Annotated in this window: 25 protein-coding genes; 13 read left to right on the forward strand and 12 right to left on the reverse strand. The window is 67.8% G+C overall.

All coding sequences use genetic code 11. The features are described from left to right. Window positions 1-37: 37 nt before the first annotated feature. Together LL964_RS02190 and ubiH are read right to left on the reverse strand one after the other, a co-directional pair. A complete protein-coding gene (locus tag LL964_RS02190; RefSeq protein ID WP_104585557.1) occupies window positions 38-1,219 on the reverse strand; it encodes a UbiH/UbiF family hydroxylase in 1,182 nt (393 codons plus the stop codon). Then, window positions 1,216-2,424, reverse strand: coding sequence for a 2-octaprenyl-6-methoxyphenyl hydroxylase (gene ubiH / locus LL964_RS02195; protein ID WP_104584792.1), 1,209 nt, complete (start codon window positions 2,422-2,424; stop codon window positions 1,216-1,218). The genes LL964_RS02190 and ubiH overlap by 4 nt, the downstream gene beginning before the upstream one ends. Before the next feature lie 174 nt (window positions 2,425-2,598). Here ubiH and LL964_RS02200 point away from each other — a divergent pair, with 174 nt between their 5' ends. The 9 genes from LL964_RS02200 to LL964_RS02240 all read left to right on the forward strand — a co-directional run bounded on the left by LL964_RS02200 (window position 2,599) and on the right by LL964_RS02240 (window position 12,015). Continuing rightward, window positions 2,599-3,177 carry a hypothetical protein gene (locus LL964_RS02200; RefSeq protein ID WP_104585559.1) on the forward strand — a complete coding sequence of 193 codons (579 nt, stop codon included), beginning with the start codon at window positions 2,599-2,601 and terminating at the stop codon, window positions 3,175-3,177. Between the two features lie 3 nt (window positions 3,178-3,180). Continuing rightward, entirely contained in the window at window positions 3,181-3,738 is a 558-nt protein-coding gene (locus LL964_RS02205) for a cob(I)yrinic acid a,c-diamide adenosyltransferase (RefSeq protein ID WP_104584794.1), read from the forward strand. 130 nt (window positions 3,739-3,868) lie between these two features. Beyond that, the gene (locus LL964_RS02210; protein WP_104584796.1) at window positions 3,869-4,777 is read left to right on the forward strand and encodes a histone deacetylase family protein; all 909 of its coding nucleotides are present in this window, start codon (window positions 3,869-3,871) and stop codon (window positions 4,775-4,777) included. A gap of 126 nt (window positions 4,778-4,903) precedes the next feature. Then, window positions 4,904-7,324 (forward strand): LPS-assembly protein LptD, encoded by a 2,421-nt coding sequence (lptD, locus tag LL964_RS02215; protein WP_104584797.1) that lies wholly within the window; start codon window positions 4,904-4,906, stop codon window positions 7,322-7,324. Further along, a complete protein-coding gene (locus LL964_RS02220) occupies window positions 7,321-8,712 on the forward strand; it encodes a peptidylprolyl isomerase (protein WP_104584798.1) in 1,392 nt (463 codons plus the stop codon). The genes lptD and LL964_RS02220 overlap by 4 nt, the downstream gene beginning before the upstream one ends. A gap of 3 nt (window positions 8,713-8,715) precedes the next feature. Next, complete coding sequence (pdxA, locus tag LL964_RS02225; RefSeq protein ID WP_104584800.1) at window positions 8,716-9,687, forward strand: 4-hydroxythreonine-4-phosphate dehydrogenase PdxA; 972 nt, start codon at window positions 8,716-8,718, stop codon at window positions 9,685-9,687. Window positions 9,688-9,791: 104 nt separating this feature from the next. Next, entirely contained in the window at window positions 9,792-10,580 is a 789-nt protein-coding gene (gene rsmA, locus LL964_RS02230) for a 16S rRNA (adenine(1518)-N(6)/adenine(1519)-N(6))-dimethyltransferase RsmA (RefSeq protein WP_104584802.1), read from the forward strand. A gap of 36 nt (window positions 10,581-10,616) precedes the next feature. Next, a complete protein-coding gene (gene apaG, locus LL964_RS02235; protein WP_104584803.1) occupies window positions 10,617-11,000 on the forward strand; it encodes a Co2+/Mg2+ efflux protein ApaG in 384 nt (127 codons plus the stop codon). A gap of 28 nt (window positions 11,001-11,028) precedes the next feature. Then, window positions 11,029-12,015 (forward strand): symmetrical bis(5'-nucleosyl)-tetraphosphatase, encoded by a 987-nt coding sequence (locus LL964_RS02240; RefSeq protein ID WP_104584805.1) that lies wholly within the window; start codon window positions 11,029-11,031, stop codon window positions 12,013-12,015. A gap of 47 nt (window positions 12,016-12,062) precedes the next feature. Here LL964_RS02240 and LL964_RS02245 read toward each other — a convergent pair whose 3' ends face one another. From LL964_RS02245 to LL964_RS02275, 7 genes are all read right to left on the reverse strand, one after another. Beyond that, window positions 12,063-12,671, reverse strand: a complete 609-nt coding sequence (locus tag LL964_RS02245; RefSeq protein ID WP_228329366.1) for a dihydrofolate reductase — start codon at window positions 12,669-12,671, stop codon at window positions 12,063-12,065. Then, on the reverse strand, window positions 12,668-13,462 hold the full coding sequence (locus tag LL964_RS02250; protein WP_104584807.1) for a thymidylate synthase: 795 nt from the start codon (window positions 13,460-13,462) through the stop codon (window positions 12,668-12,670). The genes LL964_RS02245 and LL964_RS02250 overlap by 4 nt, the downstream gene beginning before the upstream one ends. After that, the gene (gene lgt, locus LL964_RS02255) at window positions 13,459-14,349 is read right to left on the reverse strand and encodes a prolipoprotein diacylglyceryl transferase (protein WP_104584808.1); all 891 of its coding nucleotides are present in this window, start codon (window positions 14,347-14,349) and stop codon (window positions 13,459-13,461) included. Before lgt ends, LL964_RS02250 begins: the two co-directional genes overlap by 4 nt. Before the next feature lie 53 nt (window positions 14,350-14,402). After that, on the reverse strand, window positions 14,403-14,894 hold the full coding sequence (locus LL964_RS02260) for a TPM domain-containing protein (RefSeq protein ID WP_167395171.1): 492 nt from the start codon (window positions 14,892-14,894) through the stop codon (window positions 14,403-14,405). After that, on the reverse strand, window positions 14,894-15,787 hold the full coding sequence (locus LL964_RS02265) for a TPM domain-containing protein (RefSeq protein WP_104584812.1): 894 nt from the start codon (window positions 15,785-15,787) through the stop codon (window positions 14,894-14,896). The genes LL964_RS02260 and LL964_RS02265 overlap by 1 nt, the downstream gene beginning before the upstream one ends. 226 nt (window positions 15,788-16,013) lie before the next feature. Continuing rightward, a complete protein-coding gene (locus LL964_RS02270) occupies window positions 16,014-16,652 on the reverse strand; it encodes a LemA family protein (protein WP_104585563.1) in 639 nt (212 codons plus the stop codon). 96 nt (window positions 16,653-16,748) lie between these two features. Then, a complete protein-coding gene (locus LL964_RS02275) occupies window positions 16,749-17,129 on the reverse strand; it encodes a diacylglycerol kinase (protein ID WP_104584814.1) in 381 nt (126 codons plus the stop codon). A 181-nt stretch (window positions 17,130-17,310) separates the two neighbouring features. On the opposite strand from LL964_RS02275, the gene LL964_RS02280 reads away from it, so the two are divergent. Next, the gene (locus LL964_RS02280) at window positions 17,311-18,009 is read left to right on the forward strand and encodes an SGNH/GDSL hydrolase family protein (RefSeq protein WP_104584816.1); all 699 of its coding nucleotides are present in this window, start codon (window positions 17,311-17,313) and stop codon (window positions 18,007-18,009) included. Between the two features lie 41 nt (window positions 18,010-18,050). Here LL964_RS02280 and LL964_RS02285 read toward each other — a convergent pair whose 3' ends face one another. From LL964_RS02285 to LL964_RS02295, 3 genes are all read right to left on the reverse strand, one after another. Then, on the reverse strand, window positions 18,051-19,322 hold the full coding sequence (locus tag LL964_RS02285; RefSeq protein ID WP_104584818.1) for a sensor histidine kinase: 1,272 nt from the start codon (window positions 19,320-19,322) through the stop codon (window positions 18,051-18,053). 141 nt (window positions 19,323-19,463) lie between these two features. Then, on the reverse strand, window positions 19,464-20,177 hold the full coding sequence (locus LL964_RS02290; protein ID WP_005408123.1) for a response regulator transcription factor: 714 nt from the start codon (window positions 20,175-20,177) through the stop codon (window positions 19,464-19,466). A gap of 93 nt (window positions 20,178-20,270) precedes the next feature. Then, entirely contained in the window at window positions 20,271-20,939 is a 669-nt protein-coding gene (locus LL964_RS02295) for an arylesterase (RefSeq protein WP_208621378.1), read from the reverse strand. Between the two features lie 103 nt (window positions 20,940-21,042). On the opposite strand from LL964_RS02295, the gene LL964_RS02300 reads away from it, so the two are divergent. The 3 genes from LL964_RS02300 (at window position 21,043) to LL964_RS02310 (ending at window position 25,269) form a co-directional block, all read left to right on the forward strand. Continuing rightward, complete coding sequence (locus LL964_RS02300; protein ID WP_279626973.1) at window positions 21,043-21,651, forward strand: ABC transporter ATP-binding protein; 609 nt, start codon at window positions 21,043-21,045, stop codon at window positions 21,649-21,651. Next, window positions 21,648-24,131 carry an ABC transporter permease gene (locus LL964_RS02305; protein ID WP_104584822.1) on the forward strand — a complete coding sequence of 828 codons (2,484 nt, stop codon included), beginning with the start codon at window positions 21,648-21,650 and terminating at the stop codon, window positions 24,129-24,131. Before LL964_RS02300 ends, LL964_RS02305 begins: the two co-directional genes overlap by 4 nt. Before the next feature lie 220 nt (window positions 24,132-24,351). Further along, a complete protein-coding gene (locus LL964_RS02310) occupies window positions 24,352-25,269 on the forward strand; it encodes a TauD/TfdA dioxygenase family protein (protein WP_167395172.1) in 918 nt (305 codons plus the stop codon). Window positions 25,270-25,344: the final 75 nt, after the last annotated feature.

Genomic DNA, 25,344 nt, shown 5'->3' on the forward strand with positions numbered 1-25,344 from the left:
CAGACTGACGGGGGGCTCGCAACGATCCGCGAGCCCGTCAAGCTGTGCCGGAGGCCCGCCTCCACAGCGCATCCACCAGCGGCGGCAGCCTGCCGGCCAGGCCGAGCGCGGCGCCACGCACCAGGGTCAGGTGCATTTCGTCGTTGGAAAACAGGCGATTGATCGTGTCGAAGCCATAGGCGGCAACCGTGTTCTCGCTGCGCCGGGCCCGTGCCCAACGCTGCAGCCGGTGCGGGGCGGCCCAGTCGGCGCGCCTGGCCAGCGCCTGGCGCACGCTGTCGCGCAGTGCGGCGACATCGCGCAGGCCCAGATTGACCCCCTGACCGGCCAGCGGATGCACCACGTGCGCCGCATCGCCCAACGTCAGCACCCGGCCACTGACATAGCGCTGCACCAGTTGTCGCTGCAACGGAAATGCAGCGCGCGCGGACACCACGCGCGCGTGGCCCAGCCGCGCCGCGAAGGCCTGGGTCAGCTCGCGCGAGAACACTGCATCGTCCAATGCCAGCACACGCTCGGCATCGGCCTCGGGCAGGGTCCACACGATCGAACTGCGGCCATCGGCAAACGGCAGCAGCGCCAGCGGTCCGGTGGTCAGAAAGCGCTGCCAGGCAGTGGCCTGGTGCGGCTGTTCGGTTTCCACGAAGGCCACCACGCCGCGTTGCGCATAGGCATGCCGCACTACCGGCATGCCGCTCAATTCGCGCAAGGTGGACGCCGCGCCATCGGCGGCGATGGCAATGGCCGCCTCCAGGCGGCTGCCGTCAGCCAGGCGCAGGCGCACGCTGGCGGTTTCCTGTTCCAGCTCGACCACGCGCGCCGGGCAATGCAGATCGATCCCGGCCGCGTGCACGGCCGCCCAGAGGCGATCGACCAACAGATCGTGCTCGATGATCCAGCCCAGCTGCTCGCGCCCCAGCGTGTCGGCATCGAAACGCAGCTCGCCACCACCCCCGGCATCCCACACCCGCATGCGCCGGTACGGCTGCACGCGCGCGGCACGCACCGCCGCCCATACGCCCAGGCTGTCCAGCAACGCGGCGTTGTCGGCGGCAAAGGCGTAGACGCGCAGGTCGGCCCGGTCGGCATGCCAGCGCGTGGGCTCGCGCCCTTCCACCAGCGCCACGTTCAAGCCGGCATCGGCCAGCGCCAGCGCGCACGCCGCGCCCACGACGCCGCCGCCGACGATCACTGCATCGCGCATGGGGCGACGATTCATGCGTGCCCCCGGCATAGCTGCGGCACCTCGCCACGGAAGCCCATCGCACCGCCGACCAGCATCGATTGCAGCGGCGCCGCCTGCGAGGTCGCCAGCAGCCCGAGGCTGCGCAGCGGCCGCAGCAATGGCGCCGGATTGCCGGTGAGGCGCGCCAGGCCGCTGGAGAACGCGATGGTGTGATCGCGATCCACACGGCGCCGCGCCAGGTAGTCGGCCAGCAGCGCGCCGGCACCGGCATCGCTGCGATCGTGTTCGATCAGTTCGGCCAAGGTCAGCGCATCGCGCAGGCCCAGGTTGAACCCTTGCGCGCCGATCGGGTGCAGCGTCTGCGCCGCATTGCCCAGCAGCACCACGCGTTCGGCGATCAGGGCGTTCGCCAGCACCTGCACCAGGGGATAGGCGCTACGTTCGCCGCTGGCGACGAAACGCCCGGCCCGCCAGCCGGCCGCGCGCTGCAGCCGTGCCAGCCAGCCGGCCTCGTCGAGCGCAGCCACCGACTCGGCATCGGCACGTGCCACGCAGTGGATGGCGCCGTAATGGCGGTCGCCGCGTGGCAGCAAGGCGGTGGGGCCGTGTTCGCCGAAGCGTTCCCAGGCAGTGCCGTCCGGCGGCCTTGCGGCGCGTACGCGCGCCACGAACAGCGTCTGCAGGAAATCGTGCTGCTCGGATCCGATATGCAGCAATTCGCGCACCGCGCTGTGACTGCCATCGGCGCCCACGACCAGCCGGGCGGAAACGATCCGTTCGCCCTCGTCGCCGGTAAGCCGCAGGCCGCGCAAACCATCGCGCACCGGCTCCACACCGATGCAGCGCGCCGGGCGGTAGCGGCGCAGGTGGTGCAATTCGTCCAGACGGGCCTGCAAGGCTTCGCCGAAGTCGCGCGCCACCACCACCTGGCCGAAACTCTCGCGTCCGTAATCGGCCGCATCCAGTTGCACGCGCCCGAAGTCGCCGGCACGGCTGACGTGGATGCGCCGGATCGGCCCGGGCGGGCTGCGTAGCTTGGCCATCACCCCCAGCACGCCGAGCGCGTTGACGGTGGCCGCGGCGAAGCTCAAGTTGCGTTGATCGAACACCGCCGGCGGGCTGCCGGCCGGGGTGGCTTCCACCAGCCCGACATCCAGGCCGAGGCGATCCAGGGCGATCGCCAGGCTGGAGCCGACCAGGCCGCCGCCAACGATCAGAACGTCATGTGGTTGTGTCATCGCCACATGATAAGCCCTCGCTCCAGGCGCGTTGCCGCCGCTGCGTGCGGCATGTTGCCGCGTCCGCTGCGCCGCTCCGGACCCGCGCCGCCCGTCGCCGACCACGCCGCGATGGCGCGGCTGCGCCAGGTTCCACGCTACACTTCACGGCCTGTGTTCCCGCCATCCCTGCGCATGACCTCTCGCTCGCACGACACCCTGATCCTGAGCCTGCTGGCCGTGCTGATGGCGGCCACGCGTATCAATCACTTCGCGCCGGTGCCGGATGCCTCCTGGGCGGTCTTTTTCATCGGCGGCTTCCATCTGGCCGCGCGCAGCAAGCTGGCGTTCCCGCTATTGATGGCGCTTGCGGTGGCCGTGGACTGGCTGGTGATCGCCCGGCAGGGCCTGAGCTTCTGGCAGCACTACTGCGTATCGCCTGCCTATTGGTGCCTGATTCCGGCGTACTTCGCGCTGTGGGCTGGCGGCGTCTGGCTGCGCCGGCGCTATCGCGGCGCGCAGTGGAGTGCGCTGGTCGCCCTGGTTCCGGCCCTGCTGATCGCAGTGGCGGTATGCCAACTGATCGCCCAGGGCAGCTTCTACTGGATCAGCGCCAGTGTGAGCGAACCCACCGCGGCCGGTTGGTTCAAGAACTACTCGGATTGGCTGTGGCCCTACCTGCGCAGCGCCGCGCTGTATGTCGCGGCGGCAGCGGCGATCCAGGTGGCCGCCGAACGCCTGGCCGCGCCGCGCAGCCAGGCCCGGGCCGGCTGAGCCATGGGCAACCGGCTCTCACGTATCTATACGCGTACCGGCGACGACGGCACGACCGGCCTGGGCGACGGCAGCCGTACCGGCAAGGATGCCCTGCGGGTGACTGCCTACGGCACGGTGGACGAAGCCAATTCCGCCATCGGCGTGCTGCTGGCGGCACCCGGCATCCCGGCCGCGGTTGCCGAGCTGCTGACCACCGTGCAGCACCAGCTGTTCGATCTGGGCGGCGAGCTGTGCATTCCCGGCCATGCGGCCATCGCCACGGCCGACATCCAGGCCCTGGAACGGCAGCTGGACCATTTCAACGACGGTTTGCCGCCACTGCAGGAATTCATCCTGCCGGCGGGAGGCGAAGCGGCCGCGCGCTGCCATCTGGCCCGCACCATCGTGCGCCGTGCAGAGCGCGAAACCGTCGCGCTGTCGCGCCAGGAGCAGGTGCGCAGCGAAGCGATCGGCTACCTGAACCGCCTGTCCGATCTGCTGTTCGTGCTGGCGCGCGTACTGGCGCGCGCCGACGGCCAGCAGGAAGTGCTGTGGCGACACGACCGCCGACGCGGGTGAACGCCCTCCGGCACGGGGCAGGCTTGGCGCGTCGTGCGCGTCACCCCGGCAGACAGGCCGGGCCGGCCTCGAGGCGCCGCGGGCCGCTTCGCACTCACCACAACGTATCTGACACGCTCTAGAGTCGACCATGCTGGTCTTTACCCATCCTGCCTGTCTCGGCCACGACGCAGGCCCCGAGCATCCCGAGAGCCCCGCCCGGCTGGAGGCGGTGGTCGATGCGTTGCGTACCGCCTTTCCGGATCTGGACTGGCGCGAGGCACCGCTGGCCAAGCTCGGCGACCTGTGCCGGGTGCACGACCGCGAACAGATCGATGCAGTGCTGGAAACCGCTTTCGACGGCTACCGCCAACTGGACGTGGATACGCGCATGGTGCCGGCCTCGCGAGCGGCCGCGCTGCGCGCCGCAGGCGCCGGTATCGCGGCAGTGGATGCGGTGATGCAGAACCTCACCCGCACTGCCTTCTGCGCAGTCCGCCCCCCCGGCCACCACGCCACCGCACAGGTGTCGATGGGGTTTTGTCTGTTCAACAACGTCGCGGTGGCGGCCGCCCACGCGCGCGACCGGCACGGACTGGAGCGCATCACCATCGTGGATTTCGATGTGCACCACGGTAACGGCACCCAGGCGATCTTCGAGCGCGACCCGGCCGTGCAGTATCTGAGTACCCACCAGTCCGGGCTCTATCCGCATTCGGGCGGCGTCCACGAGCGCGGCCTCGGCAACATCCATAACCTGCTGCTGCCACCAGGCAGCGACGGGTTGCGTTTCCGCAACGTGTGGGAAGACGAGATGCTGCCGCTGATCGATGCGTTTCGCCCGCAACTGATCCTGATTTCCGCCGGGTTCGACGCCCATTTGCGCGACCCGCTGGCCGATCTGATGCTGGACGACGCCGATTTCGGCTGGCTGACCGCCGCGCTGCGCACCCTGGCCGAGCGGCATGCAGGCGGCCGGGTGGTCTCCCTGCTGGAAGGCGGCTACGACCTGCAGGCACTACGCGAAAGCAGCGTTGCCCACGTTGCCGCCTTGCGGTGACCGCTGCGCGCGCATGCGCGGTGCAGGGAACGGCGATGAACCCCGTCCTGTCGCGACCGGGACTCTTCATTGCCCCTATGCGGGCTATACGGCAAGCTAGTCGCCATTTTATTGGTTGAACCACGCGTGCGCCGAGCTCTCCGCCTGCTCCCCCTGCCCTTGAGCATCGCCATCTGCCTCCCGGCCATGGCCGCCGACAAGCCGTTGAACTGGGGACTGTGCCCGGCCGTGGACCCGCTACCAGGCTTCGACGGCGCGCCTGCCGCCGATCCCAAGGCAGCGGAGATCCGCCAGCAGCTGCCCACCGACATCGAAGGCGACCAGCTGTCCGGCACCAGCACCACCCCGCAGTATCAGGGCAACGTGGCGCTCAAGCGCGGCGACCAGTTCCTGGGTGCGGACAGCCTGCGCATGGACACCGAAACCGGCAACTACATCGCCGAAGGCAACGTCCGTTACCAGGACACGTCCTTCCGCATGGTCGCCGACCGTGCCGAAGGCAATCAGGACACCGACAGCCACAAGGTCACCAACATCCAGTACCAGTTGGTGGACCGGCGCGGCAACGGCGGCGCCGAATCGGTGGACCTGCAGGGCCAGGTCGGCCAGATGCACCGTTCGACCTATACCACCTGCGATCCGTCGCAACCGATCTGGCGGGTGCGCGCGCCGGAGATCGACGTGGACAACGAAGAAGGCTTCGGCACCGCGCGCAACGCGGTGCTGCAGGTCGGCAAGGTGCCGGTGCTGTACTTCCCCTGGTTCAAGTTCCCGATCGACGACCGCCGCCAGACCGGCCTGCTGTTCCCGCAATTCGGCCTGTCCGGGCGTAACGGCTTCGATTACCTGCAGCCGATCTACCTCAATCTGGCACCGAACTACGACGCCACCTTGCTGCCGCGCTACATGAGCAGGCGAGGTTTCATGTTCGGCACCGAATTCCGCTACCTGTACGAGGGCGGCCGCGGCGAGATCACCGGCAACTACCTGCCCAACGACAACCTGCGCAAGAAGGACCGCGGCAGCGTCTTCTACAGCGGCTTCCACAACGTGGACACGCACTGGCAGGCCCGCAGCAGCATCGCCTGGGTCAGCGATACCCGCTACGTGGAAGATTTCACCAGCCGCGTCAACGGCATGGGGTCGGCCTCCAGCCTGCAGAGCACCGTGGGCATCTACGGCACCGGCGAGACCTGGACCGCCGGCCTGATGGCCGACCGCTGGCAGCTCACCGACTACACCCTGGACGAACAGGCCCTGCCCTACAACCGCCAGCCGCGTGCGTATTTCACCTGGGAGAAGCCCCTCGGCATCTTCGAGGCCGGCGTGTATGCCGAGGCGGTGCGGTTCACGCACGACGATTCGTACCGGGTGGACTTCATTCCGAACAATGGCAACGAAACGAACAGGGGCGACCAGTACGTACGCACCAACGTCCGCAACCGGGATTACGGAAGCGGTTCGCGCCTGGATCTCAAACCGTATGTCTCGATGCCGTTGTCCGGTGCGTCCTGGTTCCTGACGCCGACCTTGGCCTGGCGATACACGGCGTATCAGCTGGATTCCACGACCGCCAATACCGCCCCACTCACCGGCAACCGCACGCCCGCGCGCAGCCTGCCGATCGCCTCGCTGGATGCCGGGGTGTACTTTGATCGCGAAACCTCGGTGTTCGGAACCAACTACCTGAACACCCTGGAACCGCGCCTGTACTACCTGTACGTGCCGTACCGCGACCAGGACGACCTGCCGGTGTTCGACACCCGGCCGTTCACCTTCAGCTACGGGCAATTGTTCCGCGACAGCCGCTACACCGGCGCAGACCGCCAGAACGATGCCAACCAGCTGACCCTGGCGGTGACCTCGCGCTGGCTGCGTCAGGACGACGGGCGCGAAAAGCTGTCGCTGAGCGCAGGCCAGATCCTGTACTTCAACGACTCGCTGGTCACGATCAACAATTCCGCCGCCAACAGCGAGCAGCCCATCGAGCAGGGCAAGTCGGCGTGGGTGGCCGATGCCAACTACATGATCAACGACCGCTGGTCGATGGGTGCCACCTACCAGTGGAACCCGAACTCGCGCAAGGAAGATCTGGCCAGCCTGCGGACCCGCTACCTGCTGGGCAACGACGGCATCGTCAACCTGGCCTACCGCTACCGGCGCAATCTGATCGACGAGAGCGACCAGCTCAAGCAGGCCGACTTCTCGTTCCTGTACCCGATCAATCCGACCTGGAGCGCAGTGGGCCGCTACTACTATTCGTTGCTGGACCGTAAACCGCTGGAAATCATCGGCGGCGTGCAGTGGGACAGCTGCTGCCTGGCGGTACGCGCGCTGGTACGCCGGTTCGTGCGCAACCGCGACGGCGAAATGGACAATTCCATCCAGTTCGAATTCGTGCTGAAGGGTCTGAGCTCGTTCGGCCAGAACACGGACCGCACTTTGCGCCGTGCTATTCTCGGCTATTACCGCGACGACCTGTACCTGGTCCCGCCCAGCAATACCACGACCAATCCGGACGATTACGATCCGAACCTGATTCCATGACCAAGCCTTTCTCCGTTGTTCTTGCCTCGTTGCTGGCAGTTGCCAGCACGGTCTCGCCGCTGGCCTCGGCACAGCAGTCCCAGCCGCTGGATCGGATCGCCGCCATCGTTGACGAGGACGTGGTGCTGCAGAGCGAGCTCGATCGCGCCGTGCGCAATGTCAGGTCGCAGTATGCCGGCCGCGAAAACCAGTTGCCGCCCGACGATGTGCTGCAGCGTCAGGTGCTCGAGCGCCTGGTGCTGGTCAAGCTGCAGGTGGGCCGTGCCGAAGGCAACGGCATCCGGGTCAGCGATGAGGAACTCAACCGCGCCATCGCCAGCATCGCCCAGCAGAACGGCACCAGTGTCGACGGGCTGCGCCAGAAGCTGGCCGCCGATGGCATGGGCTACGGCGATTTCCGCGCGTCGGTGCGCGACGAGATCATCGTGCAGCGGCTGCGTCAGAGCTTCGCGCAGAGCCGCATCAGCGTCAGCGAGGGCGAGGTGGATAGCGCGCTGGCCCAGCAGGCCACCACCGGCAGCCAGTATCACCTGGCGCATATCCTGGTCGGGCTGCCGGAAGGCGCCACCGCCGAGCAGATCGCCACTGGCCAGAAGAAGGTCGATGGCGTCAAGGCCCTGATCGACAAGGGCGAGCTGGATTTCTCCGCTGCGGCCGTACGTTATTCGGACAGCCCCAACGCGCTGGAAGGCGGCGACCTGGGCTGGCGTAGCCTGGACGAGATTCCGAATGCCTTCGCGCAGCTGATCCGCGACATGCAGCCCGGCCAGGTGGCCGGCCCGCTGCGTGGCCCCAGCGGCTTCCAGTTGCTCAAGCTGGTGGAAATGCGCGACGCCAATGCCGGCGGCGAGAAGAAGATGGTGACCGAGTACAACGCCCGGCACATCCTGATCCGCATCGGCGACAACCAGACCGAGGACCAGGCCAAGGCCAAGATCGACACCCTGCGTGCGCGCATCGTCGGCGGCGCCGATTTCCAGGCCACCGCCAAGGAAGCGTCCGAAGACGCCAATAGCCGCGGCCAGGGCGGTGATCTGGGCTGGTTCCCGGCCGACGCGTTCGGCCCGGACTTCGGCAAGCAGGTCGAGAGCCTGGCCGATGGTGCGGTCTCCGAGCCGTTCCGCACCCAGGCCGGCTGGCATATCGTGCAGCGCGTGGGCAGCCGCCAGACCGACGTCAGCGCCGACAACCAGCGTGCGCAGGTCCGCGAAACGATCGGCCGCCGCAAGCTGGAAGAGGAATACAACCGGTATCTGCAGGAGCTGCGCGGCGAAGCCTACGTGAGCTATCGCACCGGCGATCGCGCCGATGGCAATGCCACCGCCGAGCCGGCCAAGTCGGCAGAACCGGCTGCCCCGACCCCGCCGCCGGCACAGCCGGCGCGCTAAGCGATGCAGGTCCCGTCGCTCGCGCTGGTGCCAGGCGAGCCGGCCGGGATCGGGCCGGAACTCTGCGTCCGGCTCGCACAGCAGCCGCGCCCGGATGCACGTCTGGTCGCCTACGCCGATCCAGATACCCTGCACAGCGCCGCCCAGGCGCTGTCTTTGCCTGTGCGGCTGCTCGATCCCGACCAGTCTGCGCGGGCGCCGGGCGACCTGCCGGTGGTCCCGATCCGCCAGGCCAGCCCGACCCGCTTCGGCTCGCCCGATCCGGCCAATGCCGCAGCGGTGATCACCGGCCTGCGCACCGCTGCCGGCGACTGCCTGTCCGGTCGTCTGCAGGGCATGGTGACCGGCCCGGTGCACAAGGCCGCGATCAACGCCGGCGGCATTGCATATACCGGCACCACCGAATTGCTTGCCGAGCAGGCCGGCTGCCCGGTGGTGATGATGCTGGCCAACAGCATCGTGCGCGTTGCGCTGGTCACCACCCACCTACCGTTGCGCGCGGTGGCCGACGCGATCACCGCCGATGCGCTGGCACAGTGCCTGCGCATCACACACTCCGCGCTGCGACGCGACTTCGGGCTGCCCGCGCCGCGTATCGCCGTGCTCGGGCTCAACCCACATGCCGGCGAGGACGGGCACCTGGGCCGCGAGGAACTGGACGTCGTCATTCCGCTGCTGGAGCGCCTGCGTGGCGAAGGCCTGCATCTGATCGGGCCGCTGCCGGCGGACACTGCCTTCCTGCCGCAGAAACTGAGCGGCTTCGACGCGGTGGTGGCCATGTACCACGACCAGGGCCTGCCGGTGCTCAAGTACAGCGGTTTCGAGCAGGCGGTCAACATCACCCTGGGCCTGCCCTACCCGCGCGTGGCGGTCGATCATGGCACCGCACTGGAACTGGCCGGGCGCGGCATTGCCGACCCCTCCAGCCTGATGGCGGCGACCACCCTGTGCGCGCGTCTGGCGGCGCGCCGCTGAGCGAACGCCAGGCAAGCGGCTGCGTGTACGCGACACACGCCCCACCCGGCGCGAGCGGCAGCGCCGATACCACGTGCAGCCGCCTGCTCCGTTAAACTGGGGGGATGAATTCTTCCTTCAGCGCACCGGCCAAGAAGTCGCTCGGCCAGCACTTTCTTGCCGATCGCGATTACATCGACCGGATCGTGCAGGCGGTGGACCCGCGCGCCGGCCAGCAGTTGGTCGAAATCGGTCCCGGACAGGGCGCCATCACCTTCCCGCTGCTGCGCAGGCACGGCGCGTTGACCGTGATCGAATTCGATCGCGACCTGATCGCCCCGTTGACCGAGGCCGCCGCGCCGATCGGCGCGCTGAGCATCATCCATCGCGACGTGCTCAGCGTGGATTTCACCGCGCTGGCCAACGACAACCCGATTCGCCTGGTCGGCAACCTGCCCTACAACATTTCCTCGCCGATCCTGTTCCATGCGCTGGACCACGCCGCGGCGATCGCCGACATGCACTTCATGCTGCAAAAGGAAGTGGTGGACCGCATGGCCGCCGCCCCGGGCAGCAAGGTCTACGGCCGGCTGAGCGTGATGCTGCAGGCGTATTGCGAGGTCACCGCGCTGTTCGTGGTGCCGCCAGGCGCGTTCCGGCCGCCGCCGAAGGTGGATTCGGCCGTGGTGCGGCTGGTGCCTCGCGATCCGGCCACGGTGGCCATTGCCGACCGCCGCCGCTTCGCCGACGTGGTGCGTGCCGGTTTCGGCCAGCGCCGCAAGACCCTGCGCAACGCCTTGTCCGGCGTCTGCGAGCCGGCGCATTTCGAGGCCGCCGGTGTGCGCCCGGATGCCCGTGCAGAACAACTCGAGGTCGCCGATTTCATCCGGCTGGCCAATGTCGAGCTGGCGTGAGCGCCGCTCCCACACCGTTTTATTTAGACTTTTCGCATGCACGATGATCCGCGCTATCGGGTCGAGGTCGAGGTGGCACCACGCTTCCTCGCCCATCAATCGACCCCGGAAGAAGGCCGCTATGCCTTCGCCTACAGCATCCGCATCCACAACGCGGGCGCCGTGCCTGCGCGCCTGATCGCCCGCCACTGGAAGATCACCGACGCCAACGGCCGCACCGAGCAGGTCGATGGCGAAGGCGTGGTCGGCGAGCAGCCCTGGCTACGCCCGGGCGAAGCGTTTCATTACACCTCCGGCGTGCTGCTGGAAACCGAGCAGGGCCAGATGCAAGGCCACTACGACATGGTGGCCGACGATGGCACCGAATTCACCGCCCCGATCGCCGCCTTCGTGCTGAGCGTACCCAGGACGCTGCACTGATGACCGCTGGACCGATGGAGTGCACGCGATGAGCGTCTGGGCGATTGGCGACCTGCAGGGATGCTACGACATCACCCAGCGCCTGCTGGAAAAGATCCGCTTCGACCCGGCGCAGGACACGCTGTGGTTCTGCGGCGACCTGGTCAACCGCGGCGGGCAATCGCTGGAAACCCTGCGCCTGGTGCATTCGCTGCGCGCGCACAGCGTGGTGGTGCTGGGCAATCACGACCTGTCGCTGCTGGCGATCGGTGCGCGCTCGGAGGAGGAACAGCGCAAGGTCAATCCGGATCTGCAGCGCATCGTGCTGGCCGAGGACCGCGACGTGCTGCTGGACTGGCTGCGCATGCAGAAGCTGGCGCACGTGGACCGCGAACTGGGCTGGATGATGATTCATGCCGGGCTGGCGCCGAAGTGGACCACGCAGATGGCCGAGAAGCATGCGCGCGAGGTCGAGCAGCAGTTGCAGGGCGGCGGTTATCGCAAACTGTTGCGCAACATGTACGGCGACCAGCCCGGCTGGTCCCCGGGTCTGAGCGGCTACGAGCGCAGCCGCGCGATCATCAACCTGTTCACGCGCATGCGCTATTGCACACCGCGCGGGCGCATCGCCACCGACGACAAGGGCACGCCCGGTACGCAGGCGCAGGGGTTGTATCCCTGGTTCGAGGTGCCGGGCCGGGTCGAGCGCGATCTGAAGATCGTGTGCGGCCACTGGTCCGCGCTGGGGCTCACCATCACCCAGGGCGTGCACGCCATCGATACCGGCGCGGTGTGGGGCGGCAAGCTCACCGCCCTGCAGCTCGATAGCGAGGAGCTGCGCGTGGTGCAGGTGCCGGGCCGCGAAGTCACAGCACCCGCCGCACCCACCACGAACGCGCCGCGGCGTCCACGCGAAGGCCAGGGCCGCCCACGCGGGCGTGGCCGGGGGCGCGGCAATGGCGGCAACACTGCGGGAAATGCGGGGAGCGGCGCCGCCGCGCTGGCCAAGCCGCAAGCTGGCGGCGCTCCCGAGTAAGTCGCCTTGACCCTGGTGCGCCGGTCACGCGCCGCGTCCTTGCCGGCTCAGCGCCGCAGGTAATCCACGAAAGAAAAGGCGAACGCATGGCGGTCATCGGCCGCATGCGCCTGGCGATGCGCTGGAACCCACACCGCCGGGTCGATCGGCGGGAAGTGCGTATCGGCGCCATCCACCGCCGTGTCGACCTCGGTCACCGCCAGCACATCGGCGCGGTCCATGGCCAGGCGATACACCTCGCCGCCGCCGATCACGCACAACTCCTGCGCGCCGTCCTGCGCGGCGCGCTCGATCGCCTGATCGACCGATGCAACCGCCTGCATGCCCTCGAACGGCACCTGCCCGGAGCGCGTCAGCACCAGATTCAGGCGTCCAGGCAAGGCACGCCCCAGCGATTGCGCGGTCTTGCGCCCCATCAGGATCGGCTTGCCCAGCGTCAGCGCCTTGAAGCGCTTGAGATCGTCCGGCAACTTCCACGGCAGATCGTTGTCACGGCCGATGGCGTGGTTGCGGTCGAAGGCGACGATCAGGGAGATGGAGAGCCGGGACCCGGGACCCGGGACCGGGCACCCGGGAACAGCAACTGCAACGTTGGAGCTTTGCGTGGATCTGCTTCCCGGGCCCCGGGTCCCGGGTCCCGGTTCCCGGCCCTTCATACCGCCACCGGCGCCTTGATCGCCGGATGCGGATCGTAACCCTCGATCGCGATGTCCTCGAAGCGGAACGCGAACAGATCGGTGACCTGCGGATTCAGGCGCAGGGTGGGCAGCGCGCGTGGCGCGCGCGTCAGCTGCTCGCGCGCCTGTTCGAAGTGGTTCGCATACAGGTGGGCGTCGCCGAGCGTGTGCACGAAATCCCCCACGCCCAGGCCGGTGGCCTGCGCCACCATATGCGTCAGCAAGGCATAACTGGCGATGTTGAACGGCACGCCCAGGAAGATATCGCCGCTGCGCTGATAGAGCTGGCAACTGAGCTTGCCGTCGACCACGTAGAACTGGAACAGGCTATGGCAGGGCATCAGGGCCATCTGCGGCAGCTCGCCCACGTTCCAGGCGCTGATCACCAGCCGCCGTGAATCCGGGTTGCGCTTGATCTCGTCCACCAGCCATTGCATCTGGTCGATCTCCACGCCGTCCGGGCCGGTCCAGCGCCGCCATTGCTTGCCGTACACCGGACCGAGATCGCCATTGTCGTCGGCCCATTCGTCCCAGATCCGGACCTGGTTGTCCTTCAGATATCCGATGTTGGTGTCGCCCTGCAGGAACCACAGCAGCTCGTGGATGATCGAGCGCAGGTGCAGCTTCTTGGTGGTGACCAGCGGAAAGCCGGCGTTGAGATCAAAGCGCATCTGCCAGCCGAACACGCTGCGCGTACCGGTACCGGTGCGGTCGGACTTTTCGGCGCCGTGCTCCAGCACGTGCTGCAGCAGTTCCAGGTACGGCTTCACTTGGCCGCCTCCACGCCGGCGGGCGCCGGCAGCACCGGCTGCAGCACCGGGGCGCGGCGCGACATCGCCAGCAGGACCAGGCCCACCGCGATCAATGGGAGGCTGAGAATCTGCCCCATCGTCAGCCAGTTGAAGGCCAGATAGCCGATCGGCGCATCGGGCACGCGCACGAATTCCACGATGAAGCGGAACACGCCGTACAGCAGCGCAAACAGCCCTGAGACCGCATAACGGGCACGCGGCTTCATCGAGAAGGCCCACAACACCACGAACATCACTACGCCTTCCAGCGCCGCTTCATAGAGCTGCGAGGGATGCCGTGCGAACCGATCCAGTGCTCCGGCGGCGTATTGCGCCTGGATCTGCGCCGGCGCCAGGTTGGCCAGCTCCGGCGCGTGCGGGAAGATCACGCCCCAGCCGGCCTGGGTGAACTTGCCCCACAGCTCGCCGCCGACGAAATTGCCGAGCCTGCCGAAACCCAGGCCCAGCGGCACCAGCGGCGCAACGAAATCCATCACGTCGAAGAAATGCAGGCGGTGGCGGCGCGCCCATAGCCAGCACGCGAGCAGCACGCCGAGCAGGCCGCCATGGAAGCTCATGCCGCCTTCCCACACCTTGAACAGGATCAACGGATTGGCCAGGAAGGTCTCGAACGCATAGAACAGCATGTAGCCGATGCGGCCACCCAGCACCACGCCGAGCATGCCGTAGAACAGCAGATCGGAGAATCCGTCCATGTCCACCCCCGGCAGGCGGCCGCGCAGGATGCGCGAGCGCCCGAGCGCCCAGGCGGACGCGAAAGCCGCCAGATACATCAGGCCATACCAGTGCACCTGCACCGGGCCAAGCGAGAAGGCGATGGGGTCGATGGCGTGCAGATAGATCATGCGGACCGCGGATCACGTAGAGCGAGGCCGCTATTCTGACACTTCGAACGCCTTCAGCCTAAAAGCTGCGGGCGATTGGGCAGCTCGTCTTCATACGGGGTATCCGCGCCGCGTGGGAAATGCGCGACCAGCAGTTCGGTCACCGCTTCGATCCCCGCCAGCACGGCGGCTTCGTACTGGCCCTCGCGCAGGAACTGTTGCATGCGCCGGCACACTTCCGCCCACTGCGCGTCAGGCACCCGGCTGCGCAGCCCACGGTCGGCGACCACTTCAATGGCATGGTCGGCCAGCAGCAGGTAGATCAGCACGCCGTTATTGGCCTCGGTGTCCCAGGTGCGCAGCTGCGCGAAGGCCTGTTCGGCACGTTGCCGTGCGCTTTGCCCACGCCACAGCGCGGTCATCGGCAGGTCTGCCTCGACCGCCACCATCACCTGGCCGGTGTGGCAACGCTCGCTGTCGGCCACGGCCGCCGCGATGACCTGCATGCAGGCAGCCGGAAACCTGCGCTGCGCCGAAGGTGCGAAGACATGTCTGAGCCACCGCATCACCAGCTCCCCGAGGCGCCACCGCCTCCCGATGAACCGCCACCACCACCCCAGCCGCCGCCGAAGCCACCGCCACCGCCGCCAAATCCCCCGAACCCGCCAACGCCGCCGCCCCAGCCACCGCCGCCGACGAAACGGCCTGGCGAGCCGGACACCAATCCGGCCAGCAAGCCGATCACCGCAGCACCGGCACTGGCCAGCAGCAGGGAGGTGAACAGCAGTGCCGCACCGCCGGCCGCAATGCCGGTCAGCAGGGCACGTACCGGGCGCGGCAAGGCGCCCAGGATGCCGCGCGCCACCATTGCGACCACGAAGCCAATGAACAGCGCCATGATCCAGCCACCGCCCCCCGCGCTGTTGCCCACGCCTGTTGCGTGCCCGCTGACCGGCGCCGGCAGCGCCTCGCCTTCGATCAGACCGGCCAGCGTCGCGGTCGCGTCGGCAATGCCACCACCGTAGTCGCCCGCGCGAAAGCGCGGCGCCAGATATTCCTGGATGACGCGATTGGCCACGATGTCGGGGATGGCGCCCTCCAGGCCGTAGCCGGGCTGGATGCGAACGCGGCGGTCCTCCTTGGCCACCAGCAGCAGCACGCCATCGTCCACGCCTTTGCGCCCGATCTTCCATTGGTCGAAGACACGCTGGGTGTATTGCTCGATCGTCTCTGGCTGCGTGCTGGGGACGATCAGCACCTGCAGTTGCGCGCCCTTGCGTTGCTGCAGCGCCAGAGCCTGTCGTTCCAGCTGCCGGGTCTGCGCCGCATCCAGGGTCCCGGTGACATCGACCACCGGCGAGCGCAGCGGTGGGATGGGCGCCACTTCCTGCGCCAGCAGCAATGCTGGAAGCAGCAGCAACGTCATTAGCCACACCATTCTCGAAGACGTTCGCCGCATTGCCCACTCCTATCCGATGCACACTGATGGTTGATCAGCACGGGCGCTTCGCTGTTGCTTCCCCGCGGCAGGCTACCCCCTTCATGGGAAGAAAAAGCCTCCGAGGGCCAATAAGGGCACGCGCCACGCGTTGTCGGGCGGACTGCGGCGCTTCGCTCCGTACCCTCACCCCAACCCCTCTCCCGAGGGGAGAAGGGCTCGTGGTCCGCTAACGCAACGCGCCTGATTACTGCGCAGGTTGCGGTTGCGGCTGTTGTGCAGGCTGTTGCTGCGGGGCCTGCTGGTTGCCGAAATCCACCTGCGGTGCACGCGAAATCTGCGCTTCGTTTTCCACGCTGAAGTTCGGCTTGGGTTGGTAACCGAAGATCTTGGCGGTGATCAGCTGCGGGAACGAGCGGATGTAGGTGTTGTAGTCCTGCACGGTCTGGATATAGCGTCCGCGCGCGACGGTGATGCGATTCTCGGTGCCTTCCAGCTGCACCTGCAGGTCGCGGAACGACTGGTCGGATTTGAGCTGCGGGTAGTTCTCGCTCACCACCAGCAAGCGCGACAGTGCGCTACCCAGTTCGCCCTGCGCCTGCTGGAATTGCTTGAGCGAGGCTTCGTCGTCGGCATTGACCTGGATCTGACCGACGCGTGCGCGCGCATTGGTCACTTCGGTCAAGACCTGGCGCTCCTGCTGTGCATAGCCCTGCACGGTGCGCACCAGGTTGGGAATCAGGTCCGCCCGGCGCTGGTATTGGTTGAGGACCTCCGACCACCCCGCCTTCACACCTTCCTCTTTCTGCTGGATCGTGTTGTAGCCGCAACCGGACAGGCCGACGACCAGGATCAGCAACATCAGGGCGCGCATCAGGGCAGACATGCAGGCGGTTCCGTCGAATGAGGGCGCCAGCATGCCATGCGCCAGGTCAAGCCGGCATCTACGCGCGACACCTGCCCGTGCCCGCCGGCGAATCGCTCACACCATGCGCGGCAGCAGCACCAGCCCCCAGCACAGCACTACGTTGAGCAGCAGCAGGAACACCGCGGCCGAGCCCATGTCCTTGGCACGGCCGGCCAGCACGTGATGCTCCGGGCCATAACGCTCGATCACCGCTTCGATCGCGGAATTGAGCAACTCTGCCGCCAGCACGATCAGCAACGGAGCGATCAACGCGATCCGCTCCAGCGGCGACTGCCCCAACCACGCGCCCAACGGCGCCATCACCAGCGCCAGGCAGACCTCGAGCCGGAACGAGGATTCGTGCAACCACGCCGCGCGCAGCCCCTGCCACGACCAGATCGCCGCCTTCAGCATGCGCCGCGGGCCGCGCGGCAGGTGTCCCAGTTGATCGGCCATGCGTCAGTGCGTCCGGGCGCAGACGCGGGGCGGGAAACAGGCAGAACGCATGGCATGGTCGCTGGTGAGGAAAGTGCGAATCTTGCACGGTGACACGACGCATCGCCAGTCGGCCTGCGGTTTGCCGTCAGCGCGCAGACTGCTGCACCATGCGGGTCCGCCCGATCGAACAGGCTCCCGCATGACCAGACATCTTCTGCGCACGGTGGTGTGCGCGCTCCTGCTGTCGTCCAGCCAGGCCCACGCCGACGCCCTGCGCGCCGCGCCCGCCATTCCGGCGCAGGTATCCAACGCCGCCTGGGAACAGGACATGCAGCGCTTCGCCGCCAGCGATGCGCGTCAGCCCCCACCCAGGCATGGCATCGTGTTCGTCGGCAGTTCCTCGATCCGCTTCTGGGAGACACTGGCCCAGGATTTCCCGGGCAAGCCAGTGATCAACCGCGGCTTCGGCGGCTCTGAAGTGCGCGACAGCACCTGGTACGCCGATCGCATCGTGATTCCTTACGCTCCGCGCCAGGTGGTGCTGTATGCCGGCGACAACGATCTCAACAGCGGGCGCACACCCGAGCAGGTCCGCGACGACGTCGTGGCCTTCGTGACGCGGATTCGCCAGGAGCTGCCCGACACGCGCATCAGCTATCTGTCGATCAAGCCCAGCCCGGCACGCGCGCAGCTGCTGCCATCGGTGATCGCCGCCAACGGCCTGATCAAGGACGCACTGGCGACGCTGCCACGGACGGACTACGTGGATGTCTACACCCCCATGCTCGATGCAGGCGGCAAACCGCGCCCGCAGTTGTTCCGCGAGGACATGCTGCACATGACCGCCGATGGCTATGCGCTCTGGCGCAAGGCCGTGGCGCCGGTCCTGGAACAATAACTGGGCGGCAATGCGATCCGGCACAGCGCTGCCGGATCGCCTCAGGCCACCACCACTGCCACCGACGTCCCCACACCCGCCTCGCTCTCCAGTTCGATGCGCCAGCCGAAGCGGTCGCACAGCCGGCGCACGATCGACAGCCCCAGACCGGTGCCCTGCGGACGGGTGGGATCGGCACGAAAGAACGGCTCGAATGCGCGCGCGCGCGCCTCGTCGCTCATGCCGATGCCGGTATCGCGCACCACGATCCGGTCCTGGGCCACTTCCACTTCGATGCTGCCGGCATCGGTATAGGCACAGGCGTTGCGCAGCAGGTTGCTGAGTACCACCCGCAGCACCCGGGGCGGTGCGAACATCTGCAGTCGGCGATCGCCGACCATGTGCAGGGAGACGGGTTTGTCGCCCAGCAGTTCGCGTGCGCTTTCGAGCTCTTCGCTGGCCAGTTCGGCAGCATCGAAGTTTTCGCTCTGCGGGTCGATCTCCGCTTCGCGCGCCAGGATCAGGAAGGCATCGATCACCGCCTCCATGTCGCGGCCTGCGCGCTGGATCCGGCGCAGGCTACGCTGCGTGCGTTGCGACAGATCGTCGTCGGCCAGCGCCATGTCGCTGGCCACACGGATCACCGTCAGCGGTGTGCGCAGCTCGTGACTGGCGTCGCGCGTGAAATTGCGTTCGCGCGCCACATGCTCGCTGACCCGCTGCCCCAGCGCATGCAGGGCCAGCGCCAGTTGCCGGGTTTCGCCCTGCAGATCCGCAGGCAGCCGTTCCGGCGCCAGTTCGTCCACGTCCGGGTTGCGCGGATCCCAGCGCGAGACCCGCCGCGCCAGCCAGCTGATCGGCGACACCAGGCGCTTGGAGAACCGGTAGGTGAACCAGGACACACCGTAGATTCCCAGCAGCACCACGATGGCCGGCACGACGCCGAACCACAGCGTCAGATGCGCCGCGCGCGAGCGCGGAAACACCAGGTACAGGCGTCCCTGCGGGCGCTGATCCACATAGACCAGCGCGTCGGCGGCAGCCACTTCGCTGAAGCCCGGCGACAGACGACGCAGGGCAGCAGGCGCCGGATCGGCACCGGTGCCGGCAGGGGAGAAATAGCCCTGGAGATTGCGGGTGTCCGGCGGCCGGGTATCGGGCGCGCTCCTGTGCATCTGCCAGAAGTGCACGGCCTCGTCGGCCAGGACCGCACGCACCAGGCTGTACTTGATGACGAACGAGATCAGGTACCCGCCGAGAACGATGGCCAGGCTCGCCAGCGCCACCTGCAGCAGGAAGGCAAGACGTATTTTTCGCGGGAGCCCGTGTGGCATTGCTGCATCCAGGGGAGAGCGCCGGAGTATAGGCAACGCTTCCGTGAGCCCGTCGTGCAACCAATCGGCAGCGCGGGGGCGCGAGCGGCGCGGGGGCGCCTGCGGGGGCGGCCGGCCACCGGGCGGTGGCCGGCCGGTACATCAGGTCATCGGCTGGGCGATGTCGGCGATACGGTAGCCGGCGCTCTGCACGGTGTGCAGCAGTGGACGGTCGAATGGCTTGTCGATGATCTTGCGCAGGTTGTACAGATGACTGCGCAGGGTGTCCGAGTCCGGGAGTCCGTTGCCCCAGATCTCGCGCTCGATTTCCTGACGGGTCACCACCCGCGGCGATTCGCGCATCAGGATGGTCAGCAGGCGCAGGCCGATCGGCGAGAGCTGCAGCTCGGTGCCGGCGCGGGTGGCGCGCATGCTGACCGGATCCAGCACCAGGTCGGCGACCTTGAGGACTTCCGAGCCCACCTGGCGACGCTCGCGGCGGATCAGGGCACGCAGACGCGCTTCCAGTTCCTGGATCGCGAACGGCTTGGTCAGGTAGTCGTCGGCGCCGAAACCCAGCCCGGTGAGCTTGTCGTCCAGCGTGTCGCGGGCGGTCAGCATCAGCACCGGCGTGGACTTGCGTGCGTCGTTACGCAGGCGGCGACACACTTCGATGCCGTCCAACCGTGGCAGCATGAGGTCCAGCACGACCACGTCGTAGCTGTTCTCGGCGGCGAGACGATACCCGTCCAGTCCGTCCTGCGCGTAGTCGACCTCAAAGCCACGGCCTTCCAGGTATTCGCCGATCATTTCGGAGATATTGCGGTTGTCTTCCACGACCAGCACGAGGCCGGACGTTTCCTTGGTCTGACGCATGGACTTTCCTCGGTCTTCAGCTTTGTGAAACATGCCGGATGCGCGGTGCAAACAGCGTGAAGACCAAACTAACGTTCTGTCGCGCCCGCTTGGTCAGCGTGCCAGCAACGGCCGCAGCGCAGGCCATACGGTGTCCAGCACCCTGGGCTGGGCGGCAGCGGTGGGATGCAGGCCATCGGCCTGCATCAGGCCCGGCTGCAGTGCCACCTTTTCCAGGAAGAACGGCACCAGGGCGGTGTCGTACTGCCTGGCGAGGTCGGCATAGGTGGCTTTCAGGCGTTGCCGATACGCCGGGCCGTAATTGGGCGGTACATCGATGCCCAGCAACAGCACCTTGGCACCGGCAGCCTGGCTGAGCTTGATCATCTTTTCCAGGTTGCCCTTGAGCTGGGCCGGAGTCAGCCCGCGCAGCGCATCGTTGCCGCCCAGTTCGATCACCACCACGCCCGGGGCGTGTTTCTGCAGCAAGCCCGGCAGCCGGGTCAGCGCGCCGGAGGTGGTCTCGCCGCTGATACTGGCATTGACGACCGGCGGTGGCGTCGCCATGTCACGCTTCAGGCGCTGGTCCAGCAGGGTCACCCAGCCGGACTGCACCGGGATGTTGTGCGCAGCACTCAGGCTGTCGCCAACCACCAGGATCGGCGTGGCGGCGGCCGGACTTCTGGCAGAGGCAATCCCCGGCGCAAGCAGGGAGAGTGTCAGAAGCCACAGGACCAGCGCGCCATAACGCAGTGTTCTTTCACGCATTCGGAGATTCCTCATCGACAGTCTGGCCCCCCGCTCCAGCACCCGCACCGCCATCGACGTTCGCGAGGTCGGCAAATCCGTCAGCGGCCCGGAGGGAACGCTCCACATCCTCGACAACATCAGCTTGACGGTCAGTGAAGGCGACAGTATCGCGATTGTCGGTGCCTCCGGTTCCGGCAAGACCACCCTGCTCGGCCTGTTGGCCGGGCTGGACCTGCCCAGCCGCGGCAGCATCGCGCTGGCGGGCCAGGACCTGGGCCAGCTCGACGAGGAAGCCCGCGCCGCGCTGCGCGCGCGCGAGGTCGGCTTCGTGTTCCAGAGCTTCCACCTGCTGCCGGCGCTGACCGCCGAAGAGAACATCGCGCTGCCGCTGGAACTGGCCGGGCGCGAGGATCCGGCGCGGGTGCGCGAGGTGCTGGAGGCGGTCGGCCTGGGCGCACGCGCGCGCCACTATCCGCGCCAGCTCTCCGGCGGCGAGCAGCAGCGCGTGGCACTGGCGCGCGCGTTCGTGGCCCGCCCGCGCATCCTGTTCGCGGACGAACCCACCGGCAGCCTGGACCAGGCCACCGGTGCGCAGATCAGCGATCTGCTGTTCGCGCTCAATGCCACCAGCGAGACCACGCTGGTGCTGGTCACCCACGACATGACCCTGGCCCGCCGCTGCCATCACCTCTACCGCATCGACGGCGGGCGCCTGCACGCGCAAGCGTCCGGCGCGGCGGCATGAACGTCGTCAGACAGGCGGCGCGTGCAGTCCGCCGCGAGTTCCTGGCCGGCGACCTGCTGACCGTGTTTGCCGCCCTGGTGTTGGGCGTGGCAGTGATGACGGCGGTGGGCACGCTGGTGGATCGGGTGACGCTGGCGCTGACCTCCAGCGCAGCCGAGGTGCTCGGCGGCGACCTGGGCGTGACCGGGCGCCAGGAGATTCCGGCCGAGTTCGCCGCCGAAGCGCAACGGCGCGGCCTGCAGAGCACGCGCATGGTCAGCTTCCCCAGCGTGCTGTTCCATGGCGACGCCAGCCAGATGGCCAACATCCGTGGCGTGGGCGCCGGCTATCCGTTGCGCGGGCAGTTGCTGGTGTCCAGGGACGGCAGCGGTGCCGAAGACACGCCTGCCACCGCGCCGCCGCCCGGCCAGGCCTATGCCGACCCACGCCTGCTGGAGGCGCTGGGCCTGCGCGTCGGCGAGCAACTGGAATTCGGCGCCGGCCATCTGACCATCGCCGGCGTGTTGCGTGCCGAACCGGATGCCTCCGGCGAGCTGATGCAGCTGTCGCCGCCGCTGCTGGTCAATCGCGCAGATATCGACGGCGCCGGACTGCTCGGACCCGGCAGCCGCGCGTCCTACCGGCTGATGTTCGCCGGCGCGCCGGATGTCATCGCCGACCTGCGCGCCTGGCTGAAGCCGCGTGCCAGCGAGTACCGGCTGGTGGGTATCGAAGACACCCAGCGCGGCATGCGCTCAGCATTCGATCGCGCGGGACGCTTCCTGGCCTTGTCGGCCTTGCTGGCGGTGCTGCTGTCGGGCGTGGCGACCGCGCTGGCGGCCAATCGCTTCGCAATGCGTCGCATCGATACCGTCGCGGTGCTGCGCTGCCTGGGCGCGCGTCAGCGCGACATCCTGGCGATGCTGTCGCTGCAATTGCTGTTCACCGCCATCCCGGCCTGCCTGGTCGGCATCGGGCTTGGCATGCTGGCGCAGGAAGGCCTGGTGCAGGCATTGGGCAGCCTGATTCCGAACCGGCTGCCGCTGCCGCAGGCCACCCCTGCCCTGGCGGGTGCGGGCATCGGTCTGGTGCTGCTGCTGGGCTTCGGCCTGCCGCCGCTGCTGCGGCTGCGCAACGTGCCGCCGATGCGCGTGCTCAACCGCAGCTTCGCCGCCGTGCCTCCCAGTTCGTTGCTGGTCTATGGCGCCGCCCTGGCCGCGACGCTGGCGCTCACCGTGTATGCCACCGGCAATCTGGTCTTGGCCGGCTGGGTCCTGGGCGGCCTGGCCGCGCTGGCGTTGGTGGCGATGCTGTTGGGGCTGGGATTGCTGGCCCTGCTGCGGCCGATCCAGCACCGCCTGCGCGGCGCCTGGAAACTGGGCCTGGCCTCGCTGACACGCCGGCGCGGCCTGAGCGTGGTGCAACTGGTCGGCCTGTCGCTGTCGCTGTGCGCGCTGTTGCTGCTGGCGGTGGTCGGCCCCGGCCTGCTGGGCCAGTGGCGCGACCGCCTGCCGGCGGATACGCCCAACTACTTCCTGATGAACATCCAGCCCGAGCAGACCGCGCCAGTCTTGCAGACGCTGCGCGGACTGGGCGTGGACACCGCGGCGGTGGAGCCCTTCTCCACCGGCCGCCTGGTCGCCATCAACGACAAGCCGCCGGTACGCGGCGACCGCGATCCGGCCGACGATGGCGACGGCGACAACCGCCCGGTCAATTTTTCCTGGCGGCATGCATTCCCGCCGGCCAATACGCTACTGCAGGGCAGGTTCTGGAGCGCCGACAGCACCGCCGCCGAAGCCTCGGTGGAAGAAGGCTGGGCACAGCGCTACCAGCTCAAGCTCGGCGACCGCATCACCCTGCTGCTGGGCGAGCAACAACGCAGCTTCACCGTCACCAGCATCCGCAAGGCCGATTGGGATTCGTTCCGGGTCAACTTCTTCCTGTTGCTCAACGAAGGCGCGGTGGGCGATGCGCCGTACAACCTGATTTCCGCCTTCCACCTGCCGCCCGGCAGTGCGCCCAAGCTGGCATCGCTGAGCCGCGACTACCCCAATATTTCGGTGCTGGATATCGATGCCATCCTCGGCCGGGTGCGCGAGGTGATCGACCAGGTGGCGCAGGCGGTGCAACTGGTGATGGGCTTCAGCCTGCTGGCCGGTGTGCTGGTGCTGCTGGCGGCGCTGCAGGCCACTGCCGGCGAGCGCCGTTACGACAGCGCCGTGCTGCGCACGCTGGGCGCACGCCGCGGGCAGTTGCGCGGTGCGGTGCTGGTGGAATTCGGTGCGCTGGGACTGCTGGCGGCCGGCCTTGCGGTGACTGCGGCGGCAGTGATCGGTGCGGTGGTCGGGCAGCAAGCCTTCGAGATCGCACTGGCACCGGACTGGCCGCGCCTGCTGCTGGGCGGTGCGTTCGGGCTGGCACTGAGCCTGCTGGCCGGCTGGTCCGGCACCCGCCGCATCCTGTCCACGCCGCCGGCGTTGGCGCTGCGTGCCGAGTAGGGCCGCTGTGATCGCGCCAGGACCATCTGGCCGGTCATTCGATGCCGGCCGAAACGTCCAGCTTCGACCACTTGCTCGCCTGGGCTGCTGGAGTCCCGGCATATACCTGCTGCGCATAAGCACCGTGCCAATCGTACGTTCGCAGCGACGGCTTGACTGCCTAGAGTGACCAGTCCGGTCGCCGTGTGGGCGGCCTTTGCCGTTGTCGAGGTGCAAGCTCGTGGCCAATGTCAGTTCTGCAGCGCGCGTGCAGCTGCCACGCGTGGATGCCGTCGCCACAAAGCGTGCCGACGTGCGGATCGTGCCGTTCGATGCGCCGCTGGGCGCCGAAGTGATCGGCCTGGATCTGTCGCAGCCGCTGGATGCGGACACCTTCGCGCGCATCCACCGGGCGCACCTGGAGCACCATGTGCTGGTGTTCCGCGATCAGCGCATCACCCCGGCGCAGCAGGTCGCCTTCAGCCGTCGCTTCGGCCCATTGCAGATCCACGTGCTGCGCAATTTCCAGCTGCCCGGCCACCCGGAGGTGCTGGTGGTATCCAACATCAAGGAGAACGGCCAGCCGATCGGCCTGGGCGATGCCGGCCACTACTGGCACTCGGACCTGTCGTACAAGGACACTCCCAGCCTGGGATCGCTACTGCATGCGCAGGAACTGCCAAGCGAAGGCGGCGACACCTTGTTCGCCAACCAGCATCTGGCCTGGCAGACCCTGCCCGACGCGCTCAAGCACGCAGTGCAGGGCCTGCGTGCCGAGCACAGCTATCTGGCCAAGTACGAAGCACTGCGTGCACGCAATCCGTGGCGCCCGGCGCTGACGCCTCAGCAGATCGCCGAGGTGAACCCCGTGCAGCACCCGATCGTGCGCACCCATCCGGAAACCGGCCAGAAAGCGCTGTTTGTCAGCGAGCATTTCACCACCCGCATCGTCGGCTTGCCCGACGACGAAAGTGCTGCGCTGCTGCAGGCCCTGTTTGAACACAGCACCGCCGATGCCCTGGTGTATCGGCATCGCTGGCAGCCCCACGACATGGTGTTCTGGGACAACCGCTCGGTGATGCATCTGGCCGCCGGCACGCCCGATCACCTGCGTCGTCGGCTCAACCGCACCACCATCGAAGGCGATGCGCCGTTCTAGCCCAGGTGCTGCCTCGCGCGCGTTTCGCAGCACGTCATTCGCTGGAAACGCGTCTTCTTCCTCCACTCGACTGGA

It is taken from the genome of Xanthomonas melonis, from assembly GCF_020783655.1.
GTDB classification, from domain to species: domain Bacteria; phylum Pseudomonadota; class Gammaproteobacteria; order Xanthomonadales; family Xanthomonadaceae; genus Xanthomonas; species Xanthomonas melonis.

Bases quoted from the DNA above. Each gene is read 5' to 3' on its own strand.
- LL964_RS02190 (WP_104585557.1), bottom strand. From the start codon at position 1,219: ATGAATCGTCGCCCCATGCGCGATGCAGTGATCGTCGGCGGCGGCGTC.
- ubiH (WP_104584792.1), bottom strand. From the start codon at position 2,424: ATGACACAACCACATGACGTTCTGATCGTTGGCGGCGGCCTGGTCGGC.
- LL964_RS02200 (WP_104585559.1), top strand. From the start codon at position 2,599: ATGACCTCTCGCTCGCACGACACCCTGATCCTGAGCCTGCTGGCCGTG.
- LL964_RS02205 (WP_104584794.1), top strand. From the start codon at position 3,181: ATGGGCAACCGGCTCTCACGTATCTATACGCGTACCGGCGACGACGGC.
- LL964_RS02210 (WP_104584796.1), top strand. From the start codon at position 3,869: ATGCTGGTCTTTACCCATCCTGCCTGTCTCGGCCACGACGCAGGCCCC.
- LL964_RS02220 (WP_104584798.1), top strand. From the start codon at position 7,321: ATGACCAAGCCTTTCTCCGTTGTTCTTGCCTCGTTGCTGGCAGTTGCC.
- pdxA (WP_104584800.1), top strand. From the start codon at position 8,716: ATGCAGGTCCCGTCGCTCGCGCTGGTGCCAGGCGAGCCGGCCGGGATC.
- rsmA (WP_104584802.1), top strand. From the start codon at position 9,792: ATGAATTCTTCCTTCAGCGCACCGGCCAAGAAGTCGCTCGGCCAGCAC.
- apaG (WP_104584803.1), top strand. From the start codon at position 10,617: ATGCACGATGATCCGCGCTATCGGGTCGAGGTCGAGGTGGCACCACGC.
- LL964_RS02240 (WP_104584805.1), top strand. From the start codon at position 11,029: ATGAGCGTCTGGGCGATTGGCGACCTGCAGGGATGCTACGACATCACC.
- LL964_RS02245 (WP_228329366.1), bottom strand. From the start codon at position 12,671: ATGAAGGGCCGGGAACCGGGACCCGGGACCCGGGGCCCGGGAAGCAGA.
- lgt (WP_104584808.1), bottom strand. From the start codon at position 14,349: ATGATCTATCTGCACGCCATCGACCCCATCGCCTTCTCGCTTGGCCCG.
- LL964_RS02260 (WP_167395171.1), bottom strand. From the start codon at position 14,894: ATGCGGTGGCTCAGACATGTCTTCGCACCTTCGGCGCAGCGCAGGTTT.
- LL964_RS02265 (WP_104584812.1), bottom strand. From the start codon at position 15,787: ATGCGGCGAACGTCTTCGAGAATGGTGTGGCTAATGACGTTGCTGCTG.
- LL964_RS02270 (WP_104585563.1), bottom strand. From the start codon at position 16,652: ATGTCTGCCCTGATGCGCGCCCTGATGTTGCTGATCCTGGTCGTCGGC.
- LL964_RS02275 (WP_104584814.1), bottom strand. From the start codon at position 17,129: ATGGCCGATCAACTGGGACACCTGCCGCGCGGCCCGCGGCGCATGCTG.
- LL964_RS02280 (WP_104584816.1), top strand. From the start codon at position 17,311: ATGACCAGACATCTTCTGCGCACGGTGGTGTGCGCGCTCCTGCTGTCG.
- LL964_RS02285 (WP_104584818.1), bottom strand. From the start codon at position 19,322: ATGCCACACGGGCTCCCGCGAAAAATACGTCTTGCCTTCCTGCTGCAG.
- LL964_RS02290 (WP_005408123.1), bottom strand. From the start codon at position 20,177: ATGCGTCAGACCAAGGAAACGTCCGGCCTCGTGCTGGTCGTGGAAGAC.
- LL964_RS02295 (WP_208621378.1), bottom strand. From the start codon at position 20,939: ATGAGGAATCTCCGAATGCGTGAAAGAACACTGCGTTATGGCGCGCTG.
- LL964_RS02305 (WP_104584822.1), top strand. From the start codon at position 21,648: ATGAACGTCGTCAGACAGGCGGCGCGTGCAGTCCGCCGCGAGTTCCTG.